This window comes from Lentzea rhizosphaerae, assembly GCF_042649515.1.
Taxonomy (GTDB): Bacteria; Actinomycetota; Actinomycetes; order Mycobacteriales; family Pseudonocardiaceae; genus Lentzea; species Lentzea aerocolonigenes.
In genome coordinates, this window is sequence record NZ_JBHRZI010000029.1 from 151,825 (window position 1) to 176,929 (window position 25,105).

Annotated in this window: 29 protein-coding genes and 1 tRNA gene; 15 read left to right on the plus strand and 15 right to left on the minus strand. The window is 68.6% G+C overall.

Annotation, left to right across the window (positions count from 1 at the left end):
• The first annotated feature begins 6 nt into the window (after positions 1-6).
• Positions 7-804, plus strand: a complete 798-nt coding sequence (locus tag ACFOWZ_RS33035) for an ABC transporter permease (RefSeq protein WP_382377874.1) — start codon at positions 7-9, stop codon at positions 802-804.
• Here the strand turns inward: ACFOWZ_RS33035 and ACFOWZ_RS33040 are convergent.
• Positions 801-2,732 carry a cytochrome c oxidase assembly protein gene (locus ACFOWZ_RS33040; protein ID WP_382377875.1) on the minus strand — a complete coding sequence of 644 codons (1,932 nt, stop codon included), beginning with the start codon at positions 2,730-2,732 and terminating at the stop codon, positions 801-803. The two genes, ACFOWZ_RS33035 and ACFOWZ_RS33040, sit on opposite strands and share 4 nt — an antisense overlap.
• Positions 2,733-2,767: 35 nt before the next feature.
• On the opposite strand from ACFOWZ_RS33040, the gene ACFOWZ_RS33045 reads away from it, so the two are divergent.
• On the plus strand, positions 2,768-3,283 hold the full coding sequence (locus tag ACFOWZ_RS33045; protein ID WP_382377876.1) for a hypothetical protein: 516 nt from the start codon (positions 2,768-2,770) through the stop codon (positions 3,281-3,283).
• Here the strand turns inward: ACFOWZ_RS33045 and ACFOWZ_RS33050 are convergent.
• Positions 3,261-4,424 (minus strand): MFS transporter, encoded by a 1,164-nt coding sequence (locus ACFOWZ_RS33050; protein WP_382377877.1) that lies wholly within the window; start codon positions 4,422-4,424, stop codon positions 3,261-3,263. The two genes, ACFOWZ_RS33045 and ACFOWZ_RS33050, sit on opposite strands and share 23 nt — an antisense overlap.
• Before the next feature lie 72 nt (positions 4,425-4,496).
• Between ACFOWZ_RS33050 and ACFOWZ_RS33055 the strand changes: the two genes are divergently transcribed.
• Complete coding sequence (locus tag ACFOWZ_RS33055) at positions 4,497-5,576, plus strand: LacI family DNA-binding transcriptional regulator (RefSeq protein ID WP_382377878.1); 1,080 nt, start codon at positions 4,497-4,499, stop codon at positions 5,574-5,576.
• Between the two features lie 131 nt (positions 5,577-5,707).
• A tRNA-Arg gene (locus tag ACFOWZ_RS33060) sits at positions 5,708-5,780 on the plus strand.
• A 70-nt stretch (positions 5,781-5,850) separates the two neighbouring features.
• Here ACFOWZ_RS33060 and ACFOWZ_RS33065 read toward each other — a convergent pair.
• Entirely contained in the window at positions 5,851-6,369 is a 519-nt protein-coding gene (locus ACFOWZ_RS33065) for a DUF4303 domain-containing protein (protein WP_382377879.1), read from the minus strand.
• 6 nt (positions 6,370-6,375) lie between these two features.
• Here ACFOWZ_RS33065 and ACFOWZ_RS33070 point away from each other — a divergent pair, with 6 nt between their 5' ends.
• Positions 6,376-6,783 carry a hypothetical protein gene (locus ACFOWZ_RS33070; protein WP_382377880.1) on the plus strand — a complete coding sequence of 136 codons (408 nt, stop codon included), beginning with the start codon at positions 6,376-6,378 and terminating at the stop codon, positions 6,781-6,783.
• On the opposite strand, the gene ACFOWZ_RS33075 is transcribed toward ACFOWZ_RS33070, so the two are convergent.
• Positions 6,780-7,583, minus strand: a complete 804-nt coding sequence (locus ACFOWZ_RS33075; RefSeq protein WP_382377881.1) for an NmrA family NAD(P)-binding protein — start codon at positions 7,581-7,583, stop codon at positions 6,780-6,782. The genes ACFOWZ_RS33070 and ACFOWZ_RS33075 overlap by 4 nt on opposite strands.
• 88 nt (positions 7,584-7,671) lie before the next feature.
• Here ACFOWZ_RS33075 and ACFOWZ_RS33080 point away from each other — a divergent pair, with 88 nt between their 5' ends.
• On the plus strand, positions 7,672-8,433 hold the full coding sequence (locus tag ACFOWZ_RS33080) for an AraC family transcriptional regulator (protein WP_382377882.1): 762 nt from the start codon (positions 7,672-7,674) through the stop codon (positions 8,431-8,433).
• On the opposite strand, the gene ACFOWZ_RS33085 is transcribed toward ACFOWZ_RS33080, so the two are convergent.
• Together ACFOWZ_RS33085 and ACFOWZ_RS33090 are read right to left on the minus strand one after the other, a co-directional pair.
• A complete protein-coding gene (locus ACFOWZ_RS33085; RefSeq protein WP_382377883.1) occupies positions 8,390-9,295 on the minus strand; it encodes a LysR family transcriptional regulator in 906 nt (301 codons plus the stop codon). The genes ACFOWZ_RS33080 and ACFOWZ_RS33085 overlap by 44 nt on opposite strands.
• Positions 9,296-9,325: 30 nt before the next feature.
• Positions 9,326-9,889 carry a TetR/AcrR family transcriptional regulator gene (locus tag ACFOWZ_RS33090; RefSeq protein ID WP_382377884.1) on the minus strand — a complete coding sequence of 188 codons (564 nt, stop codon included), beginning with the start codon at positions 9,887-9,889 and terminating at the stop codon, positions 9,326-9,328.
• An 81-nt stretch (positions 9,890-9,970) separates the two neighbouring features.
• Between ACFOWZ_RS33090 and ACFOWZ_RS33095 the strand changes: the two genes are divergently transcribed.
• The gene (locus ACFOWZ_RS33095) at positions 9,971-10,600 is read left to right on the plus strand and encodes a class I SAM-dependent methyltransferase (protein WP_382377885.1); all 630 of its coding nucleotides are present in this window, start codon (positions 9,971-9,973) and stop codon (positions 10,598-10,600) included.
• On the opposite strand, the gene ACFOWZ_RS33100 is transcribed toward ACFOWZ_RS33095, so the two are convergent.
• Positions 10,548-11,345 (minus strand): DUF3152 domain-containing protein, encoded by a 798-nt coding sequence (locus tag ACFOWZ_RS33100; RefSeq protein ID WP_382377886.1) that lies wholly within the window; start codon positions 11,343-11,345, stop codon positions 10,548-10,550. The genes ACFOWZ_RS33095 and ACFOWZ_RS33100 overlap by 53 nt on opposite strands.
• A gap of 80 nt (positions 11,346-11,425) precedes the next feature.
• On the opposite strand from ACFOWZ_RS33100, the gene ACFOWZ_RS33105 reads away from it, so the two are divergent.
• Positions 11,426-12,091 carry a response regulator gene (locus tag ACFOWZ_RS33105; protein ID WP_382377887.1) on the plus strand — a complete coding sequence of 222 codons (666 nt, stop codon included), beginning with the start codon at positions 11,426-11,428 and terminating at the stop codon, positions 12,089-12,091.
• Complete coding sequence (locus tag ACFOWZ_RS33110; protein WP_382377888.1) at positions 12,088-13,815, plus strand: sensor histidine kinase; 1,728 nt, start codon at positions 12,088-12,090, stop codon at positions 13,813-13,815. Before ACFOWZ_RS33105 ends, ACFOWZ_RS33110 begins: the two co-directional genes overlap by 4 nt.
• On the opposite strand, the gene ACFOWZ_RS33115 is transcribed toward ACFOWZ_RS33110, so the two are convergent.
• Positions 13,799-14,605 (minus strand): NAD(P)/FAD-dependent oxidoreductase, encoded by an 807-nt coding sequence (locus tag ACFOWZ_RS33115; protein ID WP_382377889.1) that lies wholly within the window; start codon positions 14,603-14,605, stop codon positions 13,799-13,801. The genes ACFOWZ_RS33110 and ACFOWZ_RS33115 overlap by 17 nt on opposite strands.
• A gap of 50 nt (positions 14,606-14,655) precedes the next feature.
• On the opposite strand from ACFOWZ_RS33115, the gene ACFOWZ_RS33120 reads away from it, so the two are divergent.
• Together ACFOWZ_RS33120 and ACFOWZ_RS33125 are read left to right on the plus strand one after the other, a co-directional pair.
• On the plus strand, positions 14,656-15,216 hold the full coding sequence (locus ACFOWZ_RS33120; protein ID WP_382377890.1) for a helix-turn-helix domain-containing protein: 561 nt from the start codon (positions 14,656-14,658) through the stop codon (positions 15,214-15,216).
• Between the two features lie 7 nt (positions 15,217-15,223).
• A complete protein-coding gene (locus tag ACFOWZ_RS33125) occupies positions 15,224-15,499 on the plus strand; it encodes a DUF2277 domain-containing protein (RefSeq protein ID WP_030468233.1) in 276 nt (91 codons plus the stop codon).
• 4 nt (positions 15,500-15,503) lie between these two features.
• On the opposite strand, the gene ACFOWZ_RS33130 is transcribed toward ACFOWZ_RS33125, so the two are convergent.
• On the minus strand, positions 15,504-15,761 hold the full coding sequence (locus ACFOWZ_RS33130) for a hypothetical protein (protein WP_030468234.1): 258 nt from the start codon (positions 15,759-15,761) through the stop codon (positions 15,504-15,506).
• A gap of 285 nt (positions 15,762-16,046) precedes the next feature.
• Here ACFOWZ_RS33130 and ACFOWZ_RS33135 point away from each other — a divergent pair, with 285 nt between their 5' ends.
• Entirely contained in the window at positions 16,047-16,727 is a 681-nt protein-coding gene (locus ACFOWZ_RS33135; protein WP_382377891.1) for a hypothetical protein, read from the plus strand.
• Positions 16,728-17,021: 294 nt separating this feature from the next.
• Here ACFOWZ_RS33135 and ACFOWZ_RS33140 read toward each other — a convergent pair whose 3' ends face one another.
• Entirely contained in the window at positions 17,022-17,663 is a 642-nt protein-coding gene (locus ACFOWZ_RS33140) for an HNH endonuclease family protein (protein ID WP_382377892.1), read from the minus strand.
• A 64-nt stretch (positions 17,664-17,727) separates the two neighbouring features.
• Positions 17,728-18,675 carry a methionyl-tRNA formyltransferase gene (locus ACFOWZ_RS33145; protein ID WP_382377893.1) on the minus strand — a complete coding sequence of 316 codons (948 nt, stop codon included), beginning with the start codon at positions 18,673-18,675 and terminating at the stop codon, positions 17,728-17,730.
• 93 nt (positions 18,676-18,768) lie between these two features.
• Here ACFOWZ_RS33145 and ACFOWZ_RS33150 point away from each other — a divergent pair, with 93 nt between their 5' ends.
• Together ACFOWZ_RS33150 and ACFOWZ_RS33155 are read left to right on the plus strand one after the other, a co-directional pair.
• Positions 18,769-20,019 carry a lysine N(6)-hydroxylase/L-ornithine N(5)-oxygenase family protein gene (locus ACFOWZ_RS33150; protein WP_382377894.1) on the plus strand — a complete coding sequence of 417 codons (1,251 nt, stop codon included), beginning with the start codon at positions 18,769-18,771 and terminating at the stop codon, positions 20,017-20,019.
• Positions 20,020-20,029: 10 nt separating this feature from the next.
• The gene (locus ACFOWZ_RS33155; RefSeq protein WP_382377895.1) at positions 20,030-21,565 is read left to right on the plus strand and encodes an amidohydrolase; all 1,536 of its coding nucleotides are present in this window, start codon (positions 20,030-20,032) and stop codon (positions 21,563-21,565) included.
• A 73-nt stretch (positions 21,566-21,638) separates the two neighbouring features.
• Here ACFOWZ_RS33155 and ACFOWZ_RS33160 read toward each other — a convergent pair whose 3' ends face one another.
• On the minus strand, positions 21,639-22,589 hold the full coding sequence (locus ACFOWZ_RS33160) for a helix-turn-helix transcriptional regulator (protein ID WP_382377896.1): 951 nt from the start codon (positions 22,587-22,589) through the stop codon (positions 21,639-21,641).
• Between the two features lie 102 nt (positions 22,590-22,691).
• On the opposite strand from ACFOWZ_RS33160, the gene ACFOWZ_RS33165 reads away from it, so the two are divergent.
• On the plus strand, positions 22,692-23,456 hold the full coding sequence (locus ACFOWZ_RS33165; protein ID WP_382377897.1) for an alpha/beta hydrolase: 765 nt from the start codon (positions 22,692-22,694) through the stop codon (positions 23,454-23,456).
• 203 nt (positions 23,457-23,659) lie between these two features.
• Here the strand turns inward: ACFOWZ_RS33165 and ACFOWZ_RS33170 are convergent, their stop codons facing one another.
• Genes ACFOWZ_RS33170 through ACFOWZ_RS33180 form a run of 3 tightly spaced genes read right to left on the minus strand, consistent with a single transcriptional unit; the run spans position 23,660 to position 25,063 of the window.
• Positions 23,660-23,815, minus strand: coding sequence for a hypothetical protein (locus ACFOWZ_RS33170; protein ID WP_382377898.1), 156 nt, complete (start codon positions 23,813-23,815; stop codon positions 23,660-23,662).
• Between the two features lie 52 nt (positions 23,816-23,867).
• The gene (locus ACFOWZ_RS33175) at positions 23,868-24,218 is read right to left on the minus strand and encodes an SRPBCC domain-containing protein (RefSeq protein ID WP_382377899.1); all 351 of its coding nucleotides are present in this window, start codon (positions 24,216-24,218) and stop codon (positions 23,868-23,870) included.
• Positions 24,219-24,253: 35 nt separating this feature from the next.
• On the minus strand, positions 24,254-25,063 hold the full coding sequence (locus ACFOWZ_RS33180; RefSeq protein ID WP_382377900.1) for a hypothetical protein: 810 nt from the start codon (positions 25,061-25,063) through the stop codon (positions 24,254-24,256).
• Positions 25,064-25,105 lie beyond the last annotated feature (42 nt).

A 25,105-nucleotide genomic window follows, 5' to 3' on the forward strand; every position in this document is an offset into this window, starting at 1 on the left:
GGAATCATGGCGACCTTGACCTGGCACGGCAGCAGCTACCCGACACAGGTTCTCGTGCTGACCGGCCGCTCACTCAGAGCGTTGTTGCGCACGCCCGCACTGGTGTTCTTCAGCGTGTTGCAGCCGTTGATCATGCTGACGCTGTTCAGCCAGATCTTCAGCAGCATCACGTCCACGGCGAACTTCCCGCCGGGCATGACCTACATCAACTACCTGCTGCCCGCGATCCTGGTGAACACAGCGATGCAGTCGTCTCTCGCGTCCGGCATCGGACTTGTGCAGGACATGTCGAACGGTGTGCTCGCACGGTTCCGTTCGCTGCCCATCCGCCCGAGCACGGTTCTGCTGGCGCGCAACCTCTCCGACGCGGTTCGCACGGCGTTCCAGCTCGTGCTGATGATCGCGTTCGGCGTGCTCGTGTTCGGCTTCCGCCCCGACGGCGGCATGGCCGGCACACTCGCCGCCCTCGGCCTCGCCCTGGTCGTCGGATGGGCACTGAGCTGGGTGTTCATCGCGATCGCAGCGTGGGTGCGCAAGGCGGAGCTGATGCAGACCGTCGGCTTCCTCGCGATGTTCCCGCTGATGTTCGCGTCCAGCGCGTTCGTGCCGGTGGGCGGCCTGCCCGGCTGGCTGCAGGCGATCGCGAAGGTCAACCCGCTGACCTACGCGGTCGACGCCGCCCGCAGCCTGGCGCTCGCCCACCCTGTGACCGGGGTGGTCGGCGCACTGGCCACGAGCGGCGCGATCGCCGCCGTCGGCGCGTACTTCGCGGTCCGCGGGTTCCGCAGGCCGCTGTCTATCTAGTCCTTGCCCGCCATCTTGCGGAGCATCGCGTTGTAGGCCTCGAGGTCGGCGTCGCCATCGGCGTCGGCCTTGCGGTCCAACCGCTTCGCGTCGCGGCTGTCCTGGCGCGCCCACTGCGTGAGCAGGGCGACCATGACCACCAGCAACGGGAGCTCCCCCGCCGCCCACGCGATGCCACCGCCGAGTCGCTGGTCCTCCAGCAGGTTCTGCACCCACGGCAGCGAGAGGCCGCGGTAGAACTGTTCGCCGATGACGGTCTGCGAACTCATCAGCACGACGCCGAAGAACGCGTGGAACGGGATCGACGCGAACAACAACCCCAACCGGCCGAGCGGCGGCAGCTTGTTCGGTGACGGGTCAACGCCGATCACAGGCCAGTAGAAGACGTAGCCGGCGAGGATGAAGTGGGCGTTCATCGCGAGGTGCGCCCAGTGGTACGGCAGCGCGGCCTCGAACAAACCGGAGAAGTACAGCGCGTAGAAGGACCCGACGAACAACGCCAACGCGACGAAGGGGTTCGTAAGCAGACGCGCGACCGGTGAGTGCACGAAGGCCAGCACCCACTCTCGTGGCCCCGGCACCTCTTTGTTGACCGGCAACGCACGCAACGCCAGCGTCACCGGTCCACCCAGGACGAACAGGATCGGCGTCAGCATGGACAGCACCATGTGCGCTTCCATGTGGACGCTGAACATCGCCGGCGAGTACCGGCCCATGCCCGACGACGTCGCGAAGAGCAGCGAGAAACACCCGCACAGCCACGCGACCGTGCGGCCGACCGGCCACTTGTCACCACGCTTGGCGAGCCTGCGCGCGCCCAGGACGTACAGCAGCGCGAGCGCCAGCGCCGCCGTTCCGTAGATCAGGTCGAAGCGCCAGTCGAACAGGATCTTCGCCAGCGTGGGCGGCCCGGCGAGGTCGTACCCGATGGCGATCTCCGTGCGGCTGGGCAGTTCGGTGCTGCCCGACGGAGGAGGAGTGCGCGCCAACGCCACCGCGAGACCGATGGTGAACATCATCAGCAGCACTTCGAGGCCGGCGAGCTTGAGCAACGCGTGCGGCTTGCCGTCGACAACGCCCTTCACGCCGCGTTCGCGCTGGAAGTAGCCGAAGACGCCCAACAGCAGCAGACACGCCACTTTGCCGAGCGTGAGCATGCCGTAGGTGGACGTGAAGAGGTCGAACGGAGTGATGCGCACGAACGCGTTCACCACACCGGAGACCGCCATGACGATCCAGCAGACCAGCGCCACCTTCGAGAACCTCGTCGCGGCGAGGGGCAGGTGAGCACCGCCACGCCTGCCGTGCGCGAGCAACGCGATCAGCCCGCCCACCCACAGCACCGCGGCGACGAGGTGGAACAACAGGCTGTTCGTCGCCATGTCGTGCGAACCGCCGGACGACGAGTGACCGGTGACGGCCACCGGGACCAGCGCGAAGATCGCCAGGAACAGCAGGACCGTCGTCCATCCCCACGACAGCACCAACCGGCAGGCCAGTGCGAGCAAGCTCACGATGATCGCCGTCAGCATCCACGCCTTGGACTGCTCCAGCAGCATCGCCGTCGCGATCATCTGGCTGAGGGTGAAGGAGCCGACCGGGCGGTCGATCGCGGCGGCTGTGGTGAACGGCACCGACAGCACGGCACCGACCAGCCACACCAACGCGAACCACCCAGCGGTGCGCATCGCGGCGTAGCCGTCTGCTGCGAGAGTGCCGTTCTTCTGCGGTGGCACGAGGAACGCCGCCAACAGCAACGAGCCGATGGTCACCACCGCGCCTGTCTCCGTCAGCACGCGCACGACGAGCAGCCCTGCCGGAGGGTTGCCCGAGAGCGCGCTCAGCGCGACGGCGGCCAGCGCCGCCACCGCGAAGCCGATGACGACGAGGGGCACCAAACCCGTTCTGGTGGAGCGTTCGATTGCCACGTCCGGGAGCCTACGACCCTCTAGGGTTGCGCCGTGTGAGACGTTCTCTCCTCCTCCTGCTCACCCTTCTCGCGGTCGCCGGCTGCTCGTACCGCATCCAGGGTGAACCTGTCGCAGCGCCGCCGCCTCCGCTCGCCATCGCGACGCCGCGCAAGACCGCCGGAGTCGACCCGTGCGGCCTCGTGACGGAGAAGGACCTCAAGCCGATCGGGACGCTGCAGGTCCAGCCCGCGCCTCGCAAGGAGATGCCGAACTCGTGCCTCTTCAGCCTGAAGGAGAGCGCGTACGTGCTGGTGGCGGTCCCCTACCGCTCGTTCGACGAGTCGAAGAACGTCCAGAAGAAGGGCCGTGAGGTCGAAACGAGCAAGCACGCCACGTGGCTCAGCTGCGGCCAGCAGGAGAAGGACATGGTGTGCACGGCCACCATCGCCGTGACGCACACCGAGTCGTTGTTGGTCGCCATCGGCATGAGCGGCGCCACGGAAGCGAAGGCACGGGACGCGCTGGAGCCGATCGGCCAGCAGGCGCTCAAACGGATGCCGGCTGCCTAGCGGCCCGCCTGGCCAGCCACGTCGCCGGAATGATCAGCGCGGTGACCAGCGCCACGAACCCGAGCGACACCACGAGCGAACTGACGTGCGCCAGCCCGCCCACGATCGGCGGGCCCGCGAGGAACCCCGTGTAGGCGATCGTCGTCACGAGCCCCAGCTCCCGTTCGCCACCGCTGCCGTCCGCACGCTTGCCCGTCTCGCTCGCCAGGTCCATGACCACGGGGAACGAGAACGCGAGCCCGAGGCCGGCCAGCCCGAACCCGAGATACCCGGCGGCCGGCAGAGGGACGAGCACGGCCGTTGCCAGCCCGGTCGCGGCAAGGCCACCACCCGCGGCGAGCAGGCGGTGCGGACCGAGCGTGCGTTGGATGGGTTCGCCGAACCACCGTGCGAGCGCCATCGCGACGGAGAAGCCCGCATAGGCGTATGCACCTGCTGCGTCGCCCATGCCTCGTTCACGCACCATGAACAACGCCGACCAGTCCGCCGCCGCCCCTTCCGCGATGGCACTGCACAGCGCGACGCTCGCCAACAGCCAGAGGACAGGGCTCTTGAGCACGTTCGTGCGTTCGGCGACTTCTTCCCTATGGCGCTCCCCTACTCCTCCGGGGATCTTCTGCGCGATGACTGCGGTCACCAACAGACCTATGAACGCCGCCAACAAGAAGTGCCTCATAGGTGACCACTGCGCCTGAGCGGCGGCGGCGCTGCCCAACGAGCCGATGAGACCGCCGACGCTGAAGCCCGCGTGGAACTGCGGCATCAACGGCCGTTGCAGATCGCGGACGACGACGACCGCGGCGACGTTCATCGACACGTCCATCGCGGCGACACTCGCACCCAGTGCGATGAGAGTCAGCCCCAACTGCAAGGTCGACTGCGAAAGCGCCAGCACGGGCAGAAGCAACGGACTGAGGAGGCTGCTCGCTATCAGCACTCCACGCGATCCGTAGACCGCGCACACCCGTGCCGCGAGCGGCGCCGTGACGGCCAGCCCGACACTCGCCCCGAGCAACGCCAGCCCGAGGCTGCCCACCTCCGCGCCGACCTGCTCGGCCAGCGCGGGCACGCGTGCCGCCCACGTGCCGAAGACGGCGCCGTTCAACAGGAAGACGACGAACGTGGCCAGGCGTGGGGACATGCGTGCCAGCATGACTGAAGCGCTTCAGCCGCGCCAGTGATTTGGGTGCGATCTGTCGCATACGATGCTTTCGTGGACTCCGATCGCCGACGCCGGCCGACGCTGGACACCGTCGCCGCCGCGGTCGGGGTTTCCAGGGCAACGGTGTCGAACGCGTACAACCGTCCCGATCAGCTCTCGTCGTCGTTGCGCGAACGCATCCTCGAGACGGCGCGCTCTCTGGGCTATGCGGGCCCAGACCCCGTTGCACGCTCTCTGGCCACACGGTCGTCGGCAGCCGTGGGCTTCATGCTGCCGCAGGGCCTGTCCGGCGCGTTCTCGGATCCGGCGCTGTCGATCGTGCTCGACGGCCTGGCGTCGACCGTCGACGGCCACGACCACAGCCTGGTCCTGATGCCGGGCGACGCCACGGGCGGCCCGCGCCCTTCGATCGTGACGCGAGCCCAGGCGGACGTGATGGTGGCGTACTCACTGCCCGACTCGGCTCCCGCGCTGGACGCGGTGGCCGCCCGCGGACTCCCGTTGGTGGTCATCGACCAGCCGGTGCTGCCCGGCACGGCACGAGTCGAGGTGCAGGACCACGAGGGCGCATCACTAGCCGCGGCACACCTGCTCGGCTTGGGACACACCCGCTTCGGCGTTCTGACGTTCGCACTGCACCCGGACGGAGCAACCGGCCCCGTGTCGGCCGAGCGCCGTTCGGACGTGGGCTTTCGCGTCAGCCGCGACCGACTCGGCGGCTACCTCGACACTTTGGAAAAAGGCGGGGTGCGACCGGACAATGTTCCGGTGTGGGAGGCGCGCGGCAGTGATCGCGAACTCGGACGTCTAGGCGCGCGGTGGTTGCTCACCCGCGAGCCGCGCCCGAGCGCCCTGCTGTGCGCGTCGGACCAACTGGCGTTCGGCGCCCTCCAAGCGGCCCGCGACCTGAACCTGACCGTCCCGGGCGACCTTTCCGTGGTCGGCTTCGACGACGTCCCCGAAGCGGCCTACAGCGACCCGCCACTGACTACCGTGCGTCAACCCCTGGCCGACAAGGGCCGCCGAGCCGGCGAGCTGGCGCTGAAATTACTGGCCGGCGGCAGACCGCCACGGCCGACGAGACTCGACGTTTCCCTGGTGGAGAGAGCCTCAACGGCCCCACGGACGTGACCCTCATCACGTTTAGACTGTTTTCGTCACCCATTTGGACGTAGGGCGGAAACAGTCGATCGTCTTCGGACGATGTGTCCGGTGGGGGCGCCAGGCGACCACGATTCGTGGCCGTCTCCGAACCCCCTCCAGCCTCTGTAGCTCAGTGGAGAGAGCGAGGGACTTCTAATCCCGAGGTCGCAGGTTCGAATCCTGCCAGGGGCGCTGGAACGAATGGCCGCTGACCTGCACAGACAGGTCAGCGGCCTTCTTCGTTCCGTGGCTCTGCCCAGGTCTAGGCCCAGTAGGCCAGCCAAGCGTCCAGCGCCGGCCCCGGCGGGTTGAGCCGACGAGCCCTGGCAACGGTGTTCTCCTCGTCGTCAGGAACGACTTCAAGCGAAACCAGCACGCCCGCGCGAGCCTCGCCGACACCGAACAGTCCTTCGTCGGACAGCCTGTGCAGCGCCGTCTCCATCGCGCGCAGGCGAAGATCGAACTCCGCCTCGGACGCGTCGTCGTCGATGTCGAACACCTCCGGGCGCGCGGCGAACAGTTCGCGGACCGGCTTCAGGTGCTCTTCGCCCACGATCGAGAACGGCGAATCGGCGTAGGAGTAGCGGACGTCGTCGGCGTCCGTTCTCTGCGCCAGCGCCTCGTACGACCACGCCGACAGTGCCGGGCCGAACGCCTCGCCGGGTGTGGTCAGCGTGATGTAGTAGAACGTGTGACCCGGGTTGTCGCGGAACAGGTCCATGACGGCCGCACGAACGGCTGTGGTCAACGCATCCGCCAGGTCCGCTTCGGTCGGAATCATCAGGGCATGGAACCACGCCGGGACGCGCACGGCTGGTTACCCTGCCGCGTGGACAAGACGCGGTTGGGCATCGGGCTCGTCATCACTGTTCTGGTCGTGCAGACGCTCGCCAGCCTGCTCTGGAGCCCCGACGCGACGCTGACCGGGGTCGCGCTCGCCTTCAACGCCGTCGCCGCCGTGTCCACCGTGCTGCTGGCCAGGCGGGGCGGGCGGGCCGGCTGGGTCGTGGCCGGGTGGTGCGCCGGGTTCTTCGGGTGGCACGTGCTCGGGCTCGGTGAGTTGGCCGGGTGGTGGGCGACCGGGCTGGAGGCGGCCTTCGTCGTCGGGTCGCTGTACCAGCTCTCGGTCGTCTACCAGGCGGTCATGGCCACGGCGGCTGGGTTTGCCGTGCACCTGTTGTTGCCTCGGCGCTAGAACTGGGCGGTGGCCACGTAGGTGTCGAAGCTGGTGGCTGGGCGGCCCAGCAGGCGGCTCACGTCGTCGGTCGGGGTGGCCAGTCGGCCGTGGCGCATGCCGTCGAACATTTCGTTCAGCTCGGCGGCCACCTGTTCCGGGACTCCTTGGGAGAGCAGGAGGTTCCGGTACTCCTCACGGGTGAGGCGCACCAGTTCTGCTGGGAGGCCGCTGGCCGTGGAGATCTTGGCCAGGGCCGCGGTGAACGTGATGGCTTCGGGACCGGTCAGGGTGTAGGTCTGGCCGTGGTGGTCGTCGGTGGTCAGGGCCAGGGCTGCCACCTCGGCTACGTCCTGGACGTCCACGAACGGTTCCGGGGTGTCGTCGACCGGGAGAGACAGGCGGCCGGCACGGATCTCGGGGTGCCAGACGTCCTCGGAGAAGTTCTGGTTGAAGTTGTTGGCGCGCAGGATGGTCCAGGACAGGGTGCTGGCCCGCACCGCTTTCTCGGCGGCCTGCATGCCTTGGAAGAACTGCTCGGGCGTTTCGTCGAGGCCCCTTCCCGAGAGCAAGACGAGGCGTTGGACGCCGGACGACTCTGCCAGTTCCACGAACGGGGCTGCCATCGCCGGGTCTTCTGGTGCGATCACGTAGGCCGCGTTTACGCCGTGCACGAACGGTTTCCACGTCGTGGGGTCGTTCCAGTCGAAGCCGGTGGCACGGGAGGCGCTGCGAACCTTGGCGCCGAGGGATTCCAGGGTGCGGACCACGCGACGGCCCGTCTTGCCGGTGGCGCCTAGGACCAGGATCTCTTGTGTCATGCAGTGCAGCCAACCCGGCATCGCGGGTGGCGGACATGGGTGAGTGTTCATCGATGATGTTCGATCGTCCGGACGTATCGTGTGAGGCATGGAGCCGTTCGACGAACTGCTGCGCGGGGTGCGCGCGGATGGGGCTGGGGTGCGCCGGGTCGAGATGGCCGGGACGCGGGTGTTGTCCGGGCTCACGTTGTACGCGGTGGCGTCGGGCGAGGTCACGGTGCTGGGCGAGACCGCGAAGGCCGGGGACATCGTCGTGGTGCAGGAATCCGTTGTCGCGGAAGGACGTGCGACGGTGGTCAGCGGGACCTACGAGGTCAAGGGTGCTGTGGCGCGGCGGCTGACGGCCGTGTTGCCGGACGCGCTGGTGGCTCCGGGGACCGACGACTGTGCTGCGTTCTACGCGGCGGTGGGTACTGGCGGGCCTGGGGTGGTGACGGATCGGTTGTTGGACTGGCTGATGGTGTGTGCGCTGCGGGAGTGGTTCGACCGCGAGCACGGCGCCGGGTGGCTCGCGGCACGGGCGGACGAGGTGGTCGGGCCGGTTCTCGAGGCGATGCACGCGCAGCCGGGGAAGGCGTGGACGCTCGCCTTGCTGGCCAAGGAGGCCGGGGTGTCGCGGACGACGCTCGCCGGGCGGTTCGCCAGGCTGGTCGGGGTGCCGCCGCTGACGTACCTCACCGAGTGGCGGATGACCGTGGCGGCCGACCTGCTCGCCGATCCGTCGCGCACGGTGGGGGCGGTGGCGCGGCAGGTCGGGTACGCGGACGCGTTCGGGTTCAGCGCCGCGTTCAAGCGCGTGCACGGCTTCAGCCCGAGCGAGTGCCGCAGCCGGTGCGCCGCGAGCGCGTGACGTCCAGGCAGCAACGGACGAAGTCGGCCACCACGTCGCCCGCGTCCGGGAGCCACGCGACGGCGACCTCGCTGGGGCTCACACCGGTCACCGGCACGTAGACCACGTCCGGTCTGGCGTGGAACCGGGACGCGCACGCCGGCACCAGCGCGATGCCGTGGCCGCCGGCGATCGCGCTCAGGAACTCGTCCGGCCGCTCCGTGACGGCGCCGACGCGGACCTCGCGACCGTCCCGTTCGGACAGAGCCAGCCAGTGCTCGCGCCAGGTTCCATTGAGCGACGGGGCGACGATCACCGGGTCGTCCCACAGCTCCTGGAAGGCGATCTCGTCACGTCCGGCCAGCGGATGCGCGGAAGGCAAGGCGGCGCAACGAGGTTCGGTGAACAGCGAGCGCACCTCGAACGACTCCTGACCGGGAAAGGGCAGGCGCAGCAACGCGACCGGCACCTCCTCCGCACCCAGCCCCGCCGTCGGGTCCGACCACGACGCCTGCTTCAGGTCGACCTGCCACCCCGGCCGCAGTCTGCCGAACGACGTGACGATGTCCTGCGTCGCGTCGTTCGCCGCGCTGGTGATGAAACCGACGCGCAGCACGCGCGCGGCGCTCCTGGTCTGGCTCACCGCGGCGTCCCAGTCCGCGAGCACCGGCGGCACGTGCGCGGCGAGGGCGTGACCGGCGTCCGTCAGCGTCATTCCGGTGCTGGACCTGGTGAACAGCCGCACGCCCAGCTGCGACTCGAGGTGTTTGAGCTGCTTGGTCAACGACGGTTGCGACACGAACAGCCGGTGCGCAGCGCGCGTGAGGTTGCCCTCCTCGGCGATGGCGGCGAAGTACCTCAGCAGCCTCGTGTCCACGTCCATCCGGTCAGGCTATGGAGACGGACATCAACATCAAGTGAACACACGACCGAGTTGGTGGTCCACCAACGCTTCCGCGGCCTTCGGTGACACCTGACCCATCAGCACCTGAAGCATCAGCCCGTCGACGAACGCCAGCAGCGCCATCGCATCCCGCTCGGAATCACCACCGGGACGCACGGAGCTGATCATCCCCGCCAGCCACGCCACCATCTCGCCGTGGCCCTGACGCAACGGTTCCGCGACGCGCGGTTCGACCACGGCGTGCGCGAGGAACGCCGCGAGCACCGGCGCCTCGGCACGGGCCGCGGGGCTCAACGGCAGGAGCTCCAGCAGGATCGCGCGCAGGTACTGCGCCGGGTCGTCCGGGAAGACCTCGCCGAGACGGGCGCCGACGCGTTCGCTGATCATCTCGAACGCGAACATCAGCATCTCGTCCTTGGTCCCGAAGTAGTGCTGGACGCGCCCCATCGACACGTTCGCCTCGGCGGCCACGTGACGCAGGCTCACGGCGTCCAGGCCACGCGCGGCGATCAACCGGCACACGGCGTCACCGATCTGGCGTCGGCGCTCGTCGTGGTCCACCTGCTTCGGCATGCGACATCTCCAATGCGATCGCATTGCATCCTACCCGCACCCTGTTTTACGATGCGATCGCATTGCAACAAAGGGGGCGACATGCAGATCTGGGACTTCGCCGCACTCACCTACTACCGCGTGCTCGATCGGTTCTCCGGAAGGCTCAACGCGCTGGCGATCGCCGAACTGGACCTGAAACCCGGCGAGGCCGTGCTCGACATCGGGTGCGGCACCGGGGCGTTGATCCCGGCTCTCGTCGAAGCCGTTGGGCCACGAGGACGTGTGGTCGCGATGGACTTCAGCCCGCGCATGGTCGCCATCGCCAGGAAGCGGGCGGCGAACGCCGAGGTGCGGCTGGCCGACGCGTGCACCACCGACCACGGGGCCGGGCAGTTCGACGCGGCGGTCGCGCTCGGAGCGTTCAGCGCGATACCGGACGTGCCGGCGGCGATCGCCAACGCGGCGGACGCGCTCCGGCCGGGCGGCCGGTTGTTCGTGTTCGACGTGCGGCTCGCCAAGAAGACCTGGACCACGAAGCTCCTGCGCACGGGCTACCGGCTGATCGCGGGCTTCAGCGGCGCCGACGTCGTCACCGAGCTCAGGAACGTGTTCGAGCACGTGGAACCGGTGTTCGCGGTCGAGGGCGAGACCACGACGGTGGTCGTGGCCCGCAAGGTCACGGATACGGCCACCCGTTCGGCGTGCACACCTTCCCGTCCTGCGGAATGACCGCGCCCTGCGGCACGCCCCGGGTGATGCGCACGATCTCGTCGTTCGCCACGCTGAACGTCTGCTGCATCATGACCGGCGCCGGTCCGCCCGCCGCCTCGCACGGGCGGTGTCCCTGGCCGAACGCGTGGCCGACCTCGTGGTTGACCATGTACTGGCGGTACGAGGTCAGGTCGGGCAGGAAGGCGACGGCGCCGCGGAACCAGCGGGCGGCGCTCAGGAACACCAGGTTGCCGTTGCGGCACGAGACGTCCACCGGGATCTCGTAGCCGCACACGGCGCGTGCGGTCTGTTGCGAGGTCAGCCTGATGCGCACCGACGCCGGGCCAGCGACACGTTGTACCGAACGCTCGCCTTTCGCTGTCCAGCCGCGCGGATCTGCCAGCGTGGCGTCGACGAATGACGCGAAGGCCTGCTCGTCGACCGTGATGCCGTCTTCGACCTCGACGGCGTAGGTGCGCAACGGGCCGGTGCCGACGGCCGGTCCTGAGCCCGGGACGACGTGAAAGGTGGCGGCTCCGGTGGCGGGGAAGTCGGAGCCGTCGGGCAGGTCCGAGCTGGACGCGTAGACGCGCGGCGGCGGTGAGGGCGGTGGGAGCGGTGAAGGCACGGCGGAAGAGGACGACGGCGGCGGAGCCGGAGCGGTGGTCGGCGCGGCCGCGGGGGACGTCTCCCCTGCCAGTTGCGAGGTGGTCAGCAGGAGCGCCGTCAGTGCGACAGCCCCCAGAACCAGGTGCACCTTCATGACCGCAACGCTCGCCGGAACTGATGAAGAACCTGTTTACGTCCCGCTTGACTGTCGTGAAGACCTGCATACTGCGAACTGTGTGTGCCCACATCCTCGTCGCCGAGGACAACGTTCACCAGGCGGAGCTCGTGCGCCGGTACCTCGAGCACGACGGGCATTCCGTGGTGGTCGTCCACGACGGGCGGGCCGCGATCGACGAAACTCGGCGCCGCAACCCCGATCTGCTGGTCCTGGACGTGATGATGCCGCTCGTCGACGGCATCGACGTGATGCGGGCCGTCCGCACCGAGTCCGACGTGCCGATCGTGCTGCTCACCGCGAGATCCACCGAGGACGACGTGCTGCTCGGGTTCGACCTGGGCGCGGACGACTACATCACCAAACCGTTCCGGCCCAGGCAGATGGTGGCGCGGGTGCGGACGATCCTGCGGCGCACCGGGCGTGCGCGCGAGACCAGCGCCACCGTGCTCAAGGTCGGCGGCCTGACCGTCGACCCGATCCGGCACGAGGTGCGCATCGACGACGAGCTGGTGAGCCTCACGCCAGCGGAGTTCCGGTTGCTGGCGAAGATGGCCGCGCAGCCGCAACGGGTGTTCACGCGCGAACAGCTGCTGGAGGACGGGTTCATCACGGCGCGGACGGTCGACGTGCACATGATGAAGCTGCGCCGCAAGATCGAGCATGATCCGCGACGGCCGGAACGGCTGCTCACCGTCTACGGCATCGGGTACAAGCTCGTATGAAAAGCCTGCTCGTTCGGTTCTTCCTGTTCTCCCTGGTGATCGCGGCGTGCTCGATCGCGTTGACGGCGTGGCTCGCCAGTCAGGCGACCACCGGCGCGATCCGGCAGGAGCAGGGTGAAGCCCTCGCCACGGACGCGCAGATCTACGACGGGCTGCTGAAGGCGGCGGCCACGCACCGGAGCTGGGCCGCTGCCAAGTCCGAAGTGGACGATCTGGCGCGGACGTTCAACCGGCGCATCGCACTGACCGACCGCAACGGCAAACCGTTGCTGGACACCGGCAACGCGAGCTCTCCACCACTGCCCGTCAACCCCAAGGTGTCCGTCGACCCGCTCAACGTCGACTCGTGGCTCAAGCCGGGTGCGGGCAAGATCGACCCGCGGGCGGTGGGGCCGTTCATGCTCACCGACGACGAGCACGCGAAATTGCGGAGCTACGCGGACCGGTTGTTGCAGTGCAACGACAAGATCACCATCGTGGAGCAGCCCAACCGCAGGCCGCGGCTCGCGAACGACGAGCCCGGCAATCTGTCCCAGTGGGAGGACTGCACGGTGGGCGACCAGCTGTACACGCTGACGCCGACCGAGACAGCCGCCTACGCCGAGCTGCACGGGCTGTTCAAGGGGTGCGTCAGCCGGCTGCCCCAGACCTACCGGTTCGGGCCGAAGGACGGGCCGATCCCACTCGACTGGGAGATCACGACCGTCAAGTACTCGGATCCCCCGGTCGCGGAGTGCATGGACACCGCGCGCCGCGAGCAGCTGCGGCCGTGGGTGGCCGAGTACGCGCACGCGTTCATCACCGAGCCGACCGGCGCCGGACCGCAGACGATCGACCTGTCGACGACCGGGACCAAGCAGATCATCCTGGTGGCGCTGGGAATCCTCGCGCTCGCCGGGTTCGCGTCGTGGATCACCGCGACGCAGCTGGTCCGGCCCATCCGGGCGTTGACCACCGCCACCAGGCGCACCGCCGAGGGCGATCGGACCGTGCGCGTCGACGGCGGCGCGGGCGAGATCGGTGAGCTGGCCAAGTCGTTCAACGCGATGTCCGAGAAGCTCGCGGAGACCGAACGGCAGCGGCAGGCCATGGTCAGCGACGTCGCGCACGAGCTGCGCACGCCGCTGGGCAACATCACCGGCTGGCTGGAGGCGACGCAGGACGGCCTGGCGGAGCCGGACCCGCACCTGATCGACATGCTGCTGGAGGAATCCCTTCTCCTGCAACGACTCGTGGACGACCTGCACGACCTCGCCCAGGCCGACGCGGGCACGTTGCGGTTGCACCCCGAACCGATCGCGCTCGACGACGTCGTGGAGCAGGTGGTGAACTCCCAGCAGAACCGCGAGATCCTGCTGCGGGCGGAGACCACGCCGGTGCACCTCAGCGCGGACCCGGTGCGGCTGCGCCAGGCGCTCGGCAACCTCGTCGCCAACGCCGTCCGCTACACCCCGCCCGGCGGCGAGGTCGTCGTGAAGCTCTTCCAGGAGCAGAGCAACGCGGTCCTCGAGGTCGCCGACACCGGTACGGGCATCGCCCCGGACGACCTGCCGCACGTGTTCGACAGGTTCTGGCGAGCGGACAAGTCCCGCAGCCGCCGCACGGGCGGCAGCGGGCTCGGCCTCGCGATCACGCGGCACCTGGTGGAGGCGCACGGCGGCACGGTGTCGGTGATCAGCGAGCTCGGCCGCGGTTCGGTGTTCCGGATCAGCCTGCCGCTGTGATCAGGTCCATGTTGATCATCCCGGCCGCCTGGGCGCCCTGGGCGGCGGCGACGATCACGATGGCCGCCGGGTCCGTGACGTTGCCTGCTGCGTAGACACCCGGCACGCTCGTGCGTCCCTTTCCGTCCGTGCGCACGAACGGGCCGACAGGGGTCTCCTCGGTCTCCGCACCCAACGCCAGCAGGAACTCGTCCCGCGGTTTGACCGGTGCGGAGTACACGAGCGCGTCGGCCGGAATGCGGTCGGAACCGGAGATCACCGCGACGAGCCGGTCGTCCTCCACCTCGATGCTGTCCACCGACGGAACGTGCGTAACGTCGTCCGACCACTGCCTGACCAGCGCGACCTTCATCTCCTCGCCGAACACCGCGAGCTTCTGGTCGCGGACCTCGTAGCCGTGGCAGTACGGGCAGCTGAAGACGTCCCGGCCCCAGCGCTCGCGCAGGTGGTCCGGCACCTCGTCGACCAGACCGGTCGCGAACAGCAGCCGCTGGGCGTGCACGGTGCGCCCGCTCAGTTCGACCGCGAAGCCGTCGTCCGTCTTGGTCACTCCGGCGACCGTGTCGTTGACGATCTCTCCGCCGTAGCCCTCGACCTCGGCGCGACCGTGCTTGAGCAGGTCCAACGGCGAGAGCCCGTCACGAGAGAGGTAGTTGTGCATGTGCGCGGCCGGCTTGTTGCGCGGCTCGGCACCGTCGACCACGAGCACGCTGCGGCGCGCCCTGGTCAACACCAGAGCGGCGCTGAGTCCGGCCGCTCCCCCACCGATGATCACTACTTCGTGTCCCATGGCTCAAGAGTGCGGTCGACAGTCCAGTTTTGGCAAAGTATGTTGCCGTTATGGCAACAACCTTGGGACAACGGCTCGCCGCGCTGCGAGCCGAGCACGACCTGACGCTGGCGACGTTGTCCGAGATGACGGGCATCTCGAAGTCGACGCTGTCGCGCCTGGAGACCGACCAGCGCAAGCCGACCCTGGAGCTGCTGCTGCCGTTGTCGCGGACCTACCAGGTGTCACTGGACGACCTGGTCGGCGCGCCCGAGGTGGGCGATCCGCGCGTCCAGATGAAGCCGCGCGAGCTCGACCACGGCCGTGTCGGCATCCCGCTGACGCGCTCGATCGGCCCGCTGCAGGCGTGGAAGATGATCCTCAGCGACGCCGAGCTGCACGAACCGCGCGTGCACGAGGGTTACGAGTGGTTCTACGTGCTGAGCGGACGGATCCGGCTGCGGCTCGGCGACAAGGAGGTCGTGCTGCGGGCGGGCGAGGTGGCGGAGTTCGACTGCCGTCAGCCGCACGCGCTCAGCAGCGCGGACGGCCAGCCCGCCGAGATCATCAGCCTGTTCGGCAAGCAGGGAGAACGCATCCACACCCGCGCGGCGCCGCCCAACAGGTCATAGTGGACGCATGTGCCGAAACATCCGGGTGCTCCACAACTTCGAACCGCCGGCCACGTCCGACGAGGTGCAGGCCGCGGCGCTGCAGTACGTGCGGAAGGTGAGCGGGGCGGCGAAACCGTCGGCGGCGAACCAGGCCGCGTTCGACCAGGCCGTCGCGGCGGTGGCGGCGGCGACGCAGGAACTGCTCGACGCGCTGGTGACGACCGCGCCGCCGAAGGACCGCGAGATCGAGGCCGCGAAGGCGAAGGCGCGCGCGGCGGAGCGGTACGGGCGGACGGGCTGACCGCTCAGTGGCGGACGCGGGTGTCCAGGTACATGCAGATGAGCTTGGCCGCGATGCCCGCGGAACCGACGATGAAGGCCTGGTCAGGCCCGAGCGTCACGGCGATGGCCCACAGCAGCAGGGCGATCAGCACGAGGATGACCGTGACCTGGGCCGCGTGCGGCCACTGGTCGGGATGGACGAGCCACCTCGTCGGCTGCCGCGGCTGCGGAACCTCGACGTCACCCGCCCTATCGGGTGAACGCTCCGCCTTGACCGCCATCGTGCTCCCTCGCCGTGTTCTTCTTGACGAACTCCATTCTCCCGAGTTGATCTTCTACGGAGTGTGACTTCTGCCTGCCGTGCGGTGAGCGTTCAGTGAGCGTCGGCGAACGGCAGACGAACGGTCATCCGCGTGATCAGTGGCCAGTCCGTCACCGTCCACTTACCGATTGAGGCCGAAGTCGCAACTGTGAGTGCCACCCGTTCGGTTGAATGTTCAACTCTCCGTGACGGTTAGCCCGTTCGGCGCAGTCCCGTTTTTGTCAGACCCCTCGGATAACGTCAGGTGAAGAGAGCGGTACGAGGGGAGAAAGCGTTGCCGGACAACAACGTCAGCGTCACCGCACTGTCGTTCACCGAGTACGTCATGAGCGGCCAGCGTGGACGCATCAACATCGTCTCCGAGCAGCGGGGGATGTACCTGGCCTCCGACACGAGGGTCTGCGGGTTCTACAACCCGATCCGCGACGCCATGCGCCGAGCGGTCAACTCCACCGAACCTGAACTGGAGCTGAAGAAGGCGGTCATGAACGCCAACCGGACGGGGCAGCCGCGGGCGTTCGAGGAGATCGCCGACGGTTTCCTGCCCTGGCTGGCGTCGTTCAAGGCGACCGGCGTGCCGGTGGAGGGGGCCACCTACCGCGCCGGCGAGCTCACCCTGAAGGTCCGTCCGCACCTGGGGTTGCGCAAGAAGGACGGGTCGACCTTCGCGGTGCTCGTGCACACCAAGGAGACGCCGCTGACCAGGGAGGCGGCGAACGTCGGGCTGCGGATCCTGCAGCACACGATCTCGGACACGCTGCCGGGCGCCACGCCGATGGTCCTCGACGTGCGGCGCGGCAAGGCGTACCAGATGCCCGCGCGGACGAACCTCGGGAAGCTGGACGTGCTGATCGCGGCCGAGGCCATGGGGTACGTGACGCACTGGAAGCTGTCAGGGCTGTTCGAGTCGGTTCACGCCGTGTAGGGGGCGGTGGGCGACGCGGCCCGTCTGGGGGGTCGGGCCGCGTCGTCGTTGCTGGGGAGGCTGCGTCACCGGGGAGGTTGTGGCGCGGAGGTTGCCATGGCTGAAGGTTGCCGCAGCTGAAGGTTGCCGCAGCTGAAGGTTGCGGCGACTGAAGGTGTTCGGGTTGCTGGCGGTACACACAACCTCGTTGCGTGCCAAGGCAGCGCCGGCCCGTGGAGCACTGCTGAACGCGGCCTCGACCCCCGTTCTGGCGCGGCTGAAGGCGTCACCGCCCGGACGTGCCGGCCGATCCGGTCAGCAGGCCTTGAGCATCACGGCCAGCGCGTCGTGCTCCGCCTGGTCCGCGGTCAGCTTGTAGGAGACCTTCACCGAGATCCAGTGCTGCGCGTACGTGCACCAGTAAGCCTCGACCGGCGGCTTCCACTTCGCCGGGTCCTGGTCGCCCTTGCCGCGGTTGGACTTCGCGGTCACCGCGATCAGCTGGATGCCGCCGAGGTCGTTCGCGAACGCCTTGCGCTCGTCGTCGGTCCACTTGTCCGCGCCGGAACGCCACGCTTCGGCCAGCGGGATCGTGTGGTCGATGTCGACCTCGGCCGCGTCCTTGATCACCACGTTGTCGTAGGGGCTGTTCCAGGTGCCGGAGACCGCCTTGCAGTCCTTGTCCGTCTTCACGTCGGTGCCCTGGCGCTGCAGCACGATCTCCCTGGTGTCGCAGGAGTTCCCCTGCGAGGCCCAGTGCGGGAACCGGTCGCGGCTGTAGCCGGCCATCTTGCCCTCCGGCGCGATCTTCAGCGCGCCCAGGTCCTTGGAGCCCGACGGCGCGGCGCCGGTCGGTACGGGCGAATTCTCCTGGGACGACTGGAGCTTCGTCAGGTACCAGCCCAGTGCCACGAGCAGTACGAAGACCACCAGTGACGTCACCGCCGCGCGATTCATGCGGCAATGATCGACCATGCGGATCACGAGCCGATCAAGCGGCCCGTGATCCGCGTGTCACAGTTCAGGGACGGGAGGTCAGGTAGCCGCCCATGTTCTTGAAGTACTCGTGGGCCTTGAGCTCGGTGCCGTCGGCGATGCGAACCTTCTTGACCAGCAACGCCTTGCTGCGGCCGCGCCGGGCCTCGGCACCCGCGACGACCGCCACGCCGTCGCCCTCGCGGTAGAAGATCCGGCCGGGAGTGCCGCCGTACACGGCCTCCGAGACCTCCGCCTCGATGATCTCCAGGCGCTGACCGCGGTGGAAGCAGAACGCGCTCGGGTACGGCGCGCACTGTGCCCGCACCAGGCGGTCCAGCTCCTCGGCGGTCCACGAGAAGTCGATCCGCAGGTCCTCCTCGGCGCGCTTGTGGAAGAACGAGGCCTGCGACCGGTCCTGCTTCACGAAGTCCGTCCGGCCGGACGCGATCTCGGCGAGGCCGTCGACGGTGATCGGGCCGAAGAGCTCCAGCGTCTTCGCGAACAGGTCCGCCGTCGTGTCACGCGGGCCGACCGGGACCGAGCGCTGCAGCACGATGTCGCCGGCGTCGAGCGTGTCGTCCATCATGTGCGCCGTCACGCCGACTTCCTTCTCGTCGTTGAGAAGCGCCCAGATCAACGGCGAGAAGCCCGCGTACTTCGGCAGGAGCGAGTCGTGCACGTTCAACGTGCCGTGCTTGGGCAGCGCGAAGACCTGCGGCGGGATCCAGGTCCGCCAGTTGCAGGCGACGATCACGTCCGGGTCGGCCGCGCGAAGCTTGTCGAGCAGCTCCTGGTCCTCCGGACGTTCGCGGACGACGACCTCGACGCCGTTCTCGCGCGCCAGGTCCTCGACCGAATCGCTCCAGATCTTCTCGTACGCACCCTCACCCCTGGGGTGGGTCACCACCAGTACGACCTCGTGCTCGGACGCCAAAAGTGCCTGCAGGGTGCGATGACCCCAGGTCTGGAACCCGAACATGACGACCCGCATGGGGGTGCCTCCCTCTACTCCGGTGCGATACGGTCAGGCTAACCTAACTGACGGCTTGCCAAGCAAGCTTAGGCTTCCCTAAGTTAAGTGCTCATGCATCCGATCTACGACATCGTCGGCATCGGGTTCGGTCCCTCGAACCTGGCGCTCGCCATCGCTCTCACCGAGCACAACGAGCAGGCCGAAACCCCTGTCACCGCGGTGTTCCTGGAACGTCAGCAGACGTTCGGCTGGCATCGGGGCATGCTGCTCGACGACGCCACCATGCAGGTGTCGTTCCTCAAGGACCTGGTCACGATGAGGAATCCGGCCAGCGGTTTCTCGTTCCTCTGCTACCTCAAGGACCGTGACCGGCTCATCGACTTCGTCAACCACAAGAACCTGTTCCCGCTGCGGGTCGAGTTCCACGACTACTTCGAGTGGGCCGCGGCACAGGTGGACGACCTGGTCGCCTACAACACCGAAGCCGTTGGCGTGGAAGCGATCCAGGACGACCTGTTCGAGGTGACCACGGCCACGGGTGACGTGTACCACGCACGCAACCTGGTCTTCGCCACCGGACTGCGCCCGGCTGTGCCCGAGGGCATCGCGTTGTCGGACCGCGTCTGGCACAACAGCCAGTTCCTGCACCGCATCGGCGAGCTCGACGACCCGAAGCGCTGCGTCGTCGTCGGCGCCGGCCAGAGCGCGGCCGAGGCCGTGGCGCACCTGCACCGCGAGTTCCCCGGTGCCGAGGTGTGCTCGGTGTTCTCCCGCTACGGCTACTCCCCCGCGGACGACAGCTCGTTCGCGAACCGGATCTTCGACCCCGAGGCCGTCGACCACTACTACGACGCCCCGGACGCCGTGAAGCAGCGGTTGATGGACTACCACCGCAACACGAACTACTCGGTCGTCGACGTCGACCTGATCGCGCAGCTCTACCGCACCGCGTACCAGGAGAAGGTCCTCGGCACCGAGCGCCTGAAGATGATGAACATGACGAGGCTCGTCGCGGTCGAGGAGTCCGCGGACGGCGCCCGCGCGGTGATCCAGTCGCTCGTCACCGGTGAGCAGGAGTTCGTCGACACCGATCTCGTGCTGCTCGCGACCGGCTACGACGAGGCCGCGCCCGCACTGGGCTCACTCGACGTGACGTGTGCACGCGACGATGCGGGCCGTCTGGTCGTGGGCCGCGACTACCGCGTGCAGTCGACATTGCGCGGTGGCATCTACCTGCAGGGCGGCACCGAACACTCGCACGGCATCACGTCGTCGCTGCTGTCCAACGTCGCGGTGCGTTCGGGCGAGATCCTGGCTTCCGTGCTGACCAACACTCCCGTGCCGGTCCTCGCGACTGCATGAGAATCATCGGGTGAGGCTGGATCTGAAACTGACGGGCTGCCGGGCCCTCACGATGGACCCGGCACGCCCCGCCGCGCACACGATCGGCATCTGGCAGGGCCGCATCGCCGGGCTGGACGAGCAGGTCGAGGACCTGCCGGCCACCGAGACCGTCGACCTCGGCAACGCCGTGGTGCTGCCCGGCTTCATCGACGCCCACACGCACCTCGCGTGGAACGGCCGCCGCACCATCGACGTGACGGGCCTGACGACCGTGGCCCAGGTGCTCGCCCGTCTCGCCGGCGCGCCCGGCGAGGGCTGGATCGAGGCGTCCGGCTACGACCGCCGGCTCATGGACTCCCCGCTCACCGCCGCCGACCTCGACCGGGTCAGCGGCGGCAGGCCGGTCTACGTCGCCGACATCTCCGGACACGCGTGCGTCGTGAACTCACCGGTGCTCGACCAGCTTCCCGGCATCACCAGCGACGGCTGGCTGACCGAGAACGAGCAGCTGACCGCCCGTTCGTTGCGACTGCCGTACTCGCTCGACGAGATCACCGCCGAGCTGCACACCAGTGCGCGGCAGGTCCTGTCCGAGGGCGTCACGATGTGCGCGGAGGCGGGCATCGGCGCGGGCCTGATCGCCAGCAGCCCGCTGGAAGCGGCCGCGTACCAACGTGCGCGGCTGCCGATCCGCGTGCAGCTCATGGTCTCCGCGCACGTCCTGCACGAGGTTGCAGCCGATCCTGCGGACGGCATTCCCCGCGCGATCGACCTGGGCCTGCACACCGGGTTCGGCGACGACATGCTGTCGCTGGGCGCCATGAAGCTGTGGACCGACGGCGGCATGATCGCGCGCACGGCCGCGTTGACCGAGCCCTACGCAGGCACCGCGAACACCGGTCAGCTCGCCGAGTCCGAGGAGTTCATGCGGGCGGCGATCGTCGACGGGCACCACGCCGGGTGGCAGCTCGCGATCCACGCGATCGGCGACCGCGCGATCGACTTCACGCTGGACGCGGTGGCGGAAGCCCAGCGGCAACGACCGCGCGCCGACGCCCGGCACCGCATCGAGCACTGCGGCCTGGTGCGCCCAGACCAGCTCGACCGGATCGCCGCGCTCGGCCTGATCCCCGTCGTCCAGCCGACGTTCCTCTGGTCGTACGGCGACGACTACAGCGAGATCATGGGCGAGGAACGCGCGCCGTGGATGTACCGCGGACGGTCGTTCCTGGACCGCGGGATCACCGTCGCGGGCAGCTCGGACCGACCGGTCGCTGACGGTGCCCCGTTGCGCGCCATCGAGTTCATGGTGCGACGCCGCTCGTCGGGCGGCCGCGCGGTCGGGCCGGACGAGGCGATCACCGTCGAGGAGGCGATCCGCGCGTACACACTCGGCAGCGCCCACGCGTGCCGCAAGGAGCACGTGCTGGGCAGCCTCACGCCGGGCAAGCTCGCGGACCTCGTGGTGCTCGGCGACGATCCCCGCACGAGCGGGTCGATCGCGGAGATCCCGGTGCTGGCCACGATGGTGGGCGGTAGCTTCACCTTTCAGCGATCTTCTTGATGGCCGCCAGCCGTGCGTCCCACTGGGGTGAGGTACCGCGACAAGGGGCATGGGCACTCTCGGAGGTTTGGCGTCACGGCCGTCGTTCATCCGGTTCGCGCTGTGCGGCTTCGGCGAGTTGGTTGGCCAGTGTCCTGAGGGCTTGCCGTAGTTCATCGGGGTGGTGGATGGTGAAGGGCCATTCCAGGGAGGCGAGCAGGTGGGCCATGCCATCGAGGCGTTCTGCCCGTGCTCGCATGAGGACGCCTGTGGTCGTGGCGGTGAGTGTTGCCGCCGAGCGGGGTAGCCGGCGGGCGATCGCGTCGACAGGTCCGTGGATGGTCACCTCGACTTGCCAGCGGTAGGGAACCTGCGACAGGGCCGCGGTCAGGTGTGTGACGGGGTCGAAGTCGTCGGGGACGGTGAAGTCGCGGGCTTGAGGGGTGGCGGATTCGATGCGGTCGACGCGGAAGGTTCGCGGGGTGTCTCGGAGGTGGTCGTGGCCGACGAGGTACCACCGGCCGTTGTGGAAGACCACACCGTATGGGTCGACGTCGCGTTGTGTGTGCTGCTGGCGCCACGATTGATAGTTGATGCTCACCGTCCTGCTACCGCGGGTGGCTTGGGCCAGGGTGAGCAGGATGCCCGCGCCTGGCGCTTGCCCGATCACGGCGGTGGATGTGAATTCGAGGGATTCGCGGATGGCGGTGAGCGGTTCGCGCAGCGCTTGCGGCAGGACCCGCTCGATCTTCGCCAGGGCACCTGAGGTGGCCGTCGTGGTGCCCATACCGACACGTTCTGCGGCGACCAAGCCCAGGACAACGGCCAGTGCCTCGTCGTTGGTGAGGACCAGAGGTGGCATTCGGTATCCGCGGGCCAGTCGATAGCCGCCGTAGCGGCCGCGTTCTGCTTCCACGGGGATACCGAGATCTCGCAGGTGGGCGGCGTAACGGCGCACGGTGCGGACGTCGGTGCCGAGGCGGTCGGCCAGTTCGGCTCCGGTGAGCGTGACGTGGGACTGGAGGAGCTCCAGCAGCGTCAACACACGGGTGAGGGGATGCGACATGGATCACCCAACATTTCAGGGCCGATTCTGTCCTGTATTGAGCTTACGGTCCCGGCAGACATCGAAGCTCAGGGAGATCACATGGCTACCTTCGTTTTGGTTCCCGGCGCCTGGCTCGGGGCATGGGCTTGGGAAGAGACCGCTCGCGCTCTGCGGGGGCGCGGCCACACCGCCGTCGCGGTGACACTGACGGGCCTGGCGGAGCGGGCCGATCTGGGCGGTCCCCAGACGGACGTGAACACCCACATCGGCGACATCACCGGTCTTGTCGAGGCCCAGGACCTGCGCGGCGTCACGTTGGTGGCCCACAGCTACGCGGCCGCTCCGGTCACCGGAGCCGCAGGACGTCTCGGTGATCGGCTGGAGCGCGTGGTCTACGTGGACAGCGCCCCGTTCGCGGCGGGTATGTGCATGCTCGACCTCATGCCGCCGCAGATCGCCGACCAGCTACGTGAACAGGTCACCGCCTTCGGGGACGGCTGGCAGCTCGCGATGCCGCCGATCGACGTCCTCGGCACGTCCAGCAGCCTCGACGGGCTCGACGAGGCTCAGCGGGAGCGTCTGCTTGCGCACGCCACTCCTCAGCCGTTCGGCACCTACACCCAGCCTCTCACCGACGCTGTCGACCCTGGTCCCGAGGTGGACCGCGTCCTGATCGCCTGCCACGACGTCAAGGCCCTGCTCGAAGCCGGGATTCCGATGCTGGCACACCTGACCCAGCCGCCGTGGCGGCGCTTCGACCTGCCCACAGGGCACTGGCCGATGCTTTCCGCACCCGCCGAACTCGCTGGCACTCTCGACGCGGTCGCGTCCTGGGCCCGCCAAATCAGCGCAGCCCGTGCTTGACCAAGAACACGTACGAATGTTGCGGTGAGGTTCCAGTGTCCAGACAGGGCGATGGCGCCGGTTCGGGCTGGACCCACTCGGCTGGTTGCGCAGGCGCTGAACTCCTTGATGCCGCGCCATTTGGGCGGTTTCCGTGGTGGTGTTGGCCGAGATCTCGAGCGCCGAGGCGAACGGCTCCGTCTTGCGGGACCAGTCGCGGATGATCACGGGTTGAGGGTGCGGTGGTGCAGCATGGGGCCGCCGCCGCGGCGGTCCTTGCGGGCGAACCAGCAGGCGGCCTGGCGGCAAGGTTCGGCCGGACAGAACACCCACTGCGGGGTTGGCACGGGCAGGTGCTTCACGATCGCCTGCCGACTCACCGGCAGTGTGCAGCGGGTCCGCGAGCGCGGTCAGCACGTCGTCGACCTGAACTCACTTCTCCAGGTGCTCCCGCAGCTCGTCCAGTTCGCGCCCCCAGCCGCCGACGTTGCCGGCCGCGTACCGCTCCTGCTCCTCCGGCGGCAGGTCGAGCTGCGTGAACCCGCTCTCCACGACCTGCAACAACGTGCCGCCGTCCGCGGGCGTGAGCGTGAACTCGACCAGCGTCGCGTTGCCGGGCACCGGGTCGGGCCCCAGCGGACCCGGCCGGCGCCACGAGAAGAACGACTCGGGCTCGACCTTCTCGACGATCGCGCGTCCGGTGCCGTGCTCGGCCGAGGTCAGCGCGTCCCAGACGCGCTGCTGCGACGCGTTGATCAGCACATCGCGTTCGATCCGGTCCACTCGCACCTCCCGCAACCGCGCGGTTGCAGCGGAGGTTACTGCAGGTGGAACGTGGCGGCGAGCGTCGTGAGCCGGTCGGTGATGTCGGCGTGGACGTTCGTGCGGCGAACCCAGTTCTGGCACCCGGACGACGCCGACGGCGGCGTCCCGAGCGGCGACACGGCGTCCGTGACCCCGTACTCCAGCCGGTACGCGAGCACCGCGATCGCCGACTCCAGCCAGAACGACGGGTCCGGCGTCGGGATCTCACCCAGCCCGACCCGGAACCACACGGGCATCCGCGAGTACTGCCCGAGCGCCTCGGAAATGCGTCGCGCGGCCGCGTCCTTGATCTCACCGCGAGCTTTGTCCCCGGCGAGCACGGCCTCGGTGCGCCACTCCTCTGCAGCCGCGTCCTCGTCGGCCTCGAGCCGCTCCGCCGCCCGCTGGGCACTGGCCTCGTTGGCGTTGATCAGCCACTCCATCTGGCGAACCTCGTGCGACAACGCGTCCCGCTCGAACCGCGGCACGCGCCCACCGTCCAACTTGGACCGAGCCTCGTCCCGCCGAGCCTTGAGCCCGTCGAACTCCAGCACTTCCTGCTTCAGCTCGACCCGAGCCGGATCGGCCAGAATCTCCTGCTCGGCGTCCCACGCCTTCCGCAACGCCAGGACCAGCGGCGCGATCTCCCCCTCCACCGCGTCGAGGTCGGCCAGCGGCCCGTCCCCCGCACCGGACAGCCGCCGCTCCAACACGGTCAACCGAGCCGAAACACGTTCGAGCTCGGCCGCGAGCTGACCGACGTGACTGATCAACGTGGCGACCTGCGGCTCAACAACGTCGAGCCGTTCCTTCTCCGTGGGCACCCACCCAGCGAACCGGACACCACACCCCCACGAAAGGTACCG

What these genes read in the sequence shown, in the direction of transcription:
- ACFOWZ_RS33035 (WP_382377874.1), top strand. Translation starts at nt 7, where the DNA reads ATGGCGACCTTGACCTGGCACGGCAGCAGCTACCCGACACAGGTTCTC.
- ACFOWZ_RS33050 (WP_382377877.1), bottom strand. Translation starts at nt 4,424, where the DNA reads ATGTCCCCACGCCTGGCCACGTTCGTCGTCTTCCTGTTGAACGGCGCC.
- ACFOWZ_RS33065 (WP_382377879.1), bottom strand. Translation starts at nt 6,369, where the DNA reads ATGATTCCGACCGAAGCGGACCTGGCGGATGCGTTGACCACAGCCGTT.
- ACFOWZ_RS33070 (WP_382377880.1), top strand. Translation starts at nt 6,376, where the DNA reads ATGGAACCACGCCGGGACGCGCACGGCTGGTTACCCTGCCGCGTGGAC.
- ACFOWZ_RS33075 (WP_382377881.1), bottom strand. Translation starts at nt 7,583, where the DNA reads ATGACACAAGAGATCCTGGTCCTAGGCGCCACCGGCAAGACGGGCCGT.
- ACFOWZ_RS33080 (WP_382377882.1), top strand. Translation starts at nt 7,672, where the DNA reads ATGGAGCCGTTCGACGAACTGCTGCGCGGGGTGCGCGCGGATGGGGCT.
- ACFOWZ_RS33085 (WP_382377883.1), bottom strand. Translation starts at nt 9,295, where the DNA reads ATGGACGTGGACACGAGGCTGCTGAGGTACTTCGCCGCCATCGCCGAG.
- ACFOWZ_RS33090 (WP_382377884.1), bottom strand. Translation starts at nt 9,889, where the DNA reads ATGCCGAAGCAGGTGGACCACGACGAGCGCCGACGCCAGATCGGTGAC.
- ACFOWZ_RS33095 (WP_382377885.1), top strand. Translation starts at nt 9,971, where the DNA reads ATGCAGATCTGGGACTTCGCCGCACTCACCTACTACCGCGTGCTCGAT.
- ACFOWZ_RS33100 (WP_382377886.1), bottom strand. Translation starts at nt 11,345, where the DNA reads ATGAAGGTGCACCTGGTTCTGGGGGCTGTCGCACTGACGGCGCTCCTG.
- ACFOWZ_RS33110 (WP_382377888.1), top strand. Translation starts at nt 12,088, where the DNA reads ATGAAAAGCCTGCTCGTTCGGTTCTTCCTGTTCTCCCTGGTGATCGCG.
- ACFOWZ_RS33115 (WP_382377889.1), bottom strand. Translation starts at nt 14,605, where the DNA reads ATGGGACACGAAGTAGTGATCATCGGTGGGGGAGCGGCCGGACTCAGC.
- ACFOWZ_RS33120 (WP_382377890.1), top strand. Translation starts at nt 14,656, where the DNA reads ATGGCAACAACCTTGGGACAACGGCTCGCCGCGCTGCGAGCCGAGCAC.
- ACFOWZ_RS33125 (WP_030468233.1), top strand. Translation starts at nt 15,224, where the DNA reads ATGTGCCGAAACATCCGGGTGCTCCACAACTTCGAACCGCCGGCCACG.
- ACFOWZ_RS33130 (WP_030468234.1), bottom strand. Translation starts at nt 15,761, where the DNA reads ATGGCGGTCAAGGCGGAGCGTTCACCCGATAGGGCGGGTGACGTCGAG.
- ACFOWZ_RS33140 (WP_382377892.1), bottom strand. Translation starts at nt 17,663, where the DNA reads ATGAATCGCGCGGCGGTGACGTCACTGGTGGTCTTCGTACTGCTCGTG.
- ACFOWZ_RS33145 (WP_382377893.1), bottom strand. Translation starts at nt 18,675, where the DNA reads ATGCGGGTCGTCATGTTCGGGTTCCAGACCTGGGGTCATCGCACCCTG.
- ACFOWZ_RS33150 (WP_382377894.1), top strand. Translation starts at nt 18,769, where the DNA reads ATGCATCCGATCTACGACATCGTCGGCATCGGGTTCGGTCCCTCGAAC.
- ACFOWZ_RS33165 (WP_382377897.1), top strand. Translation starts at nt 22,692, where the DNA reads ATGGCTACCTTCGTTTTGGTTCCCGGCGCCTGGCTCGGGGCATGGGCT.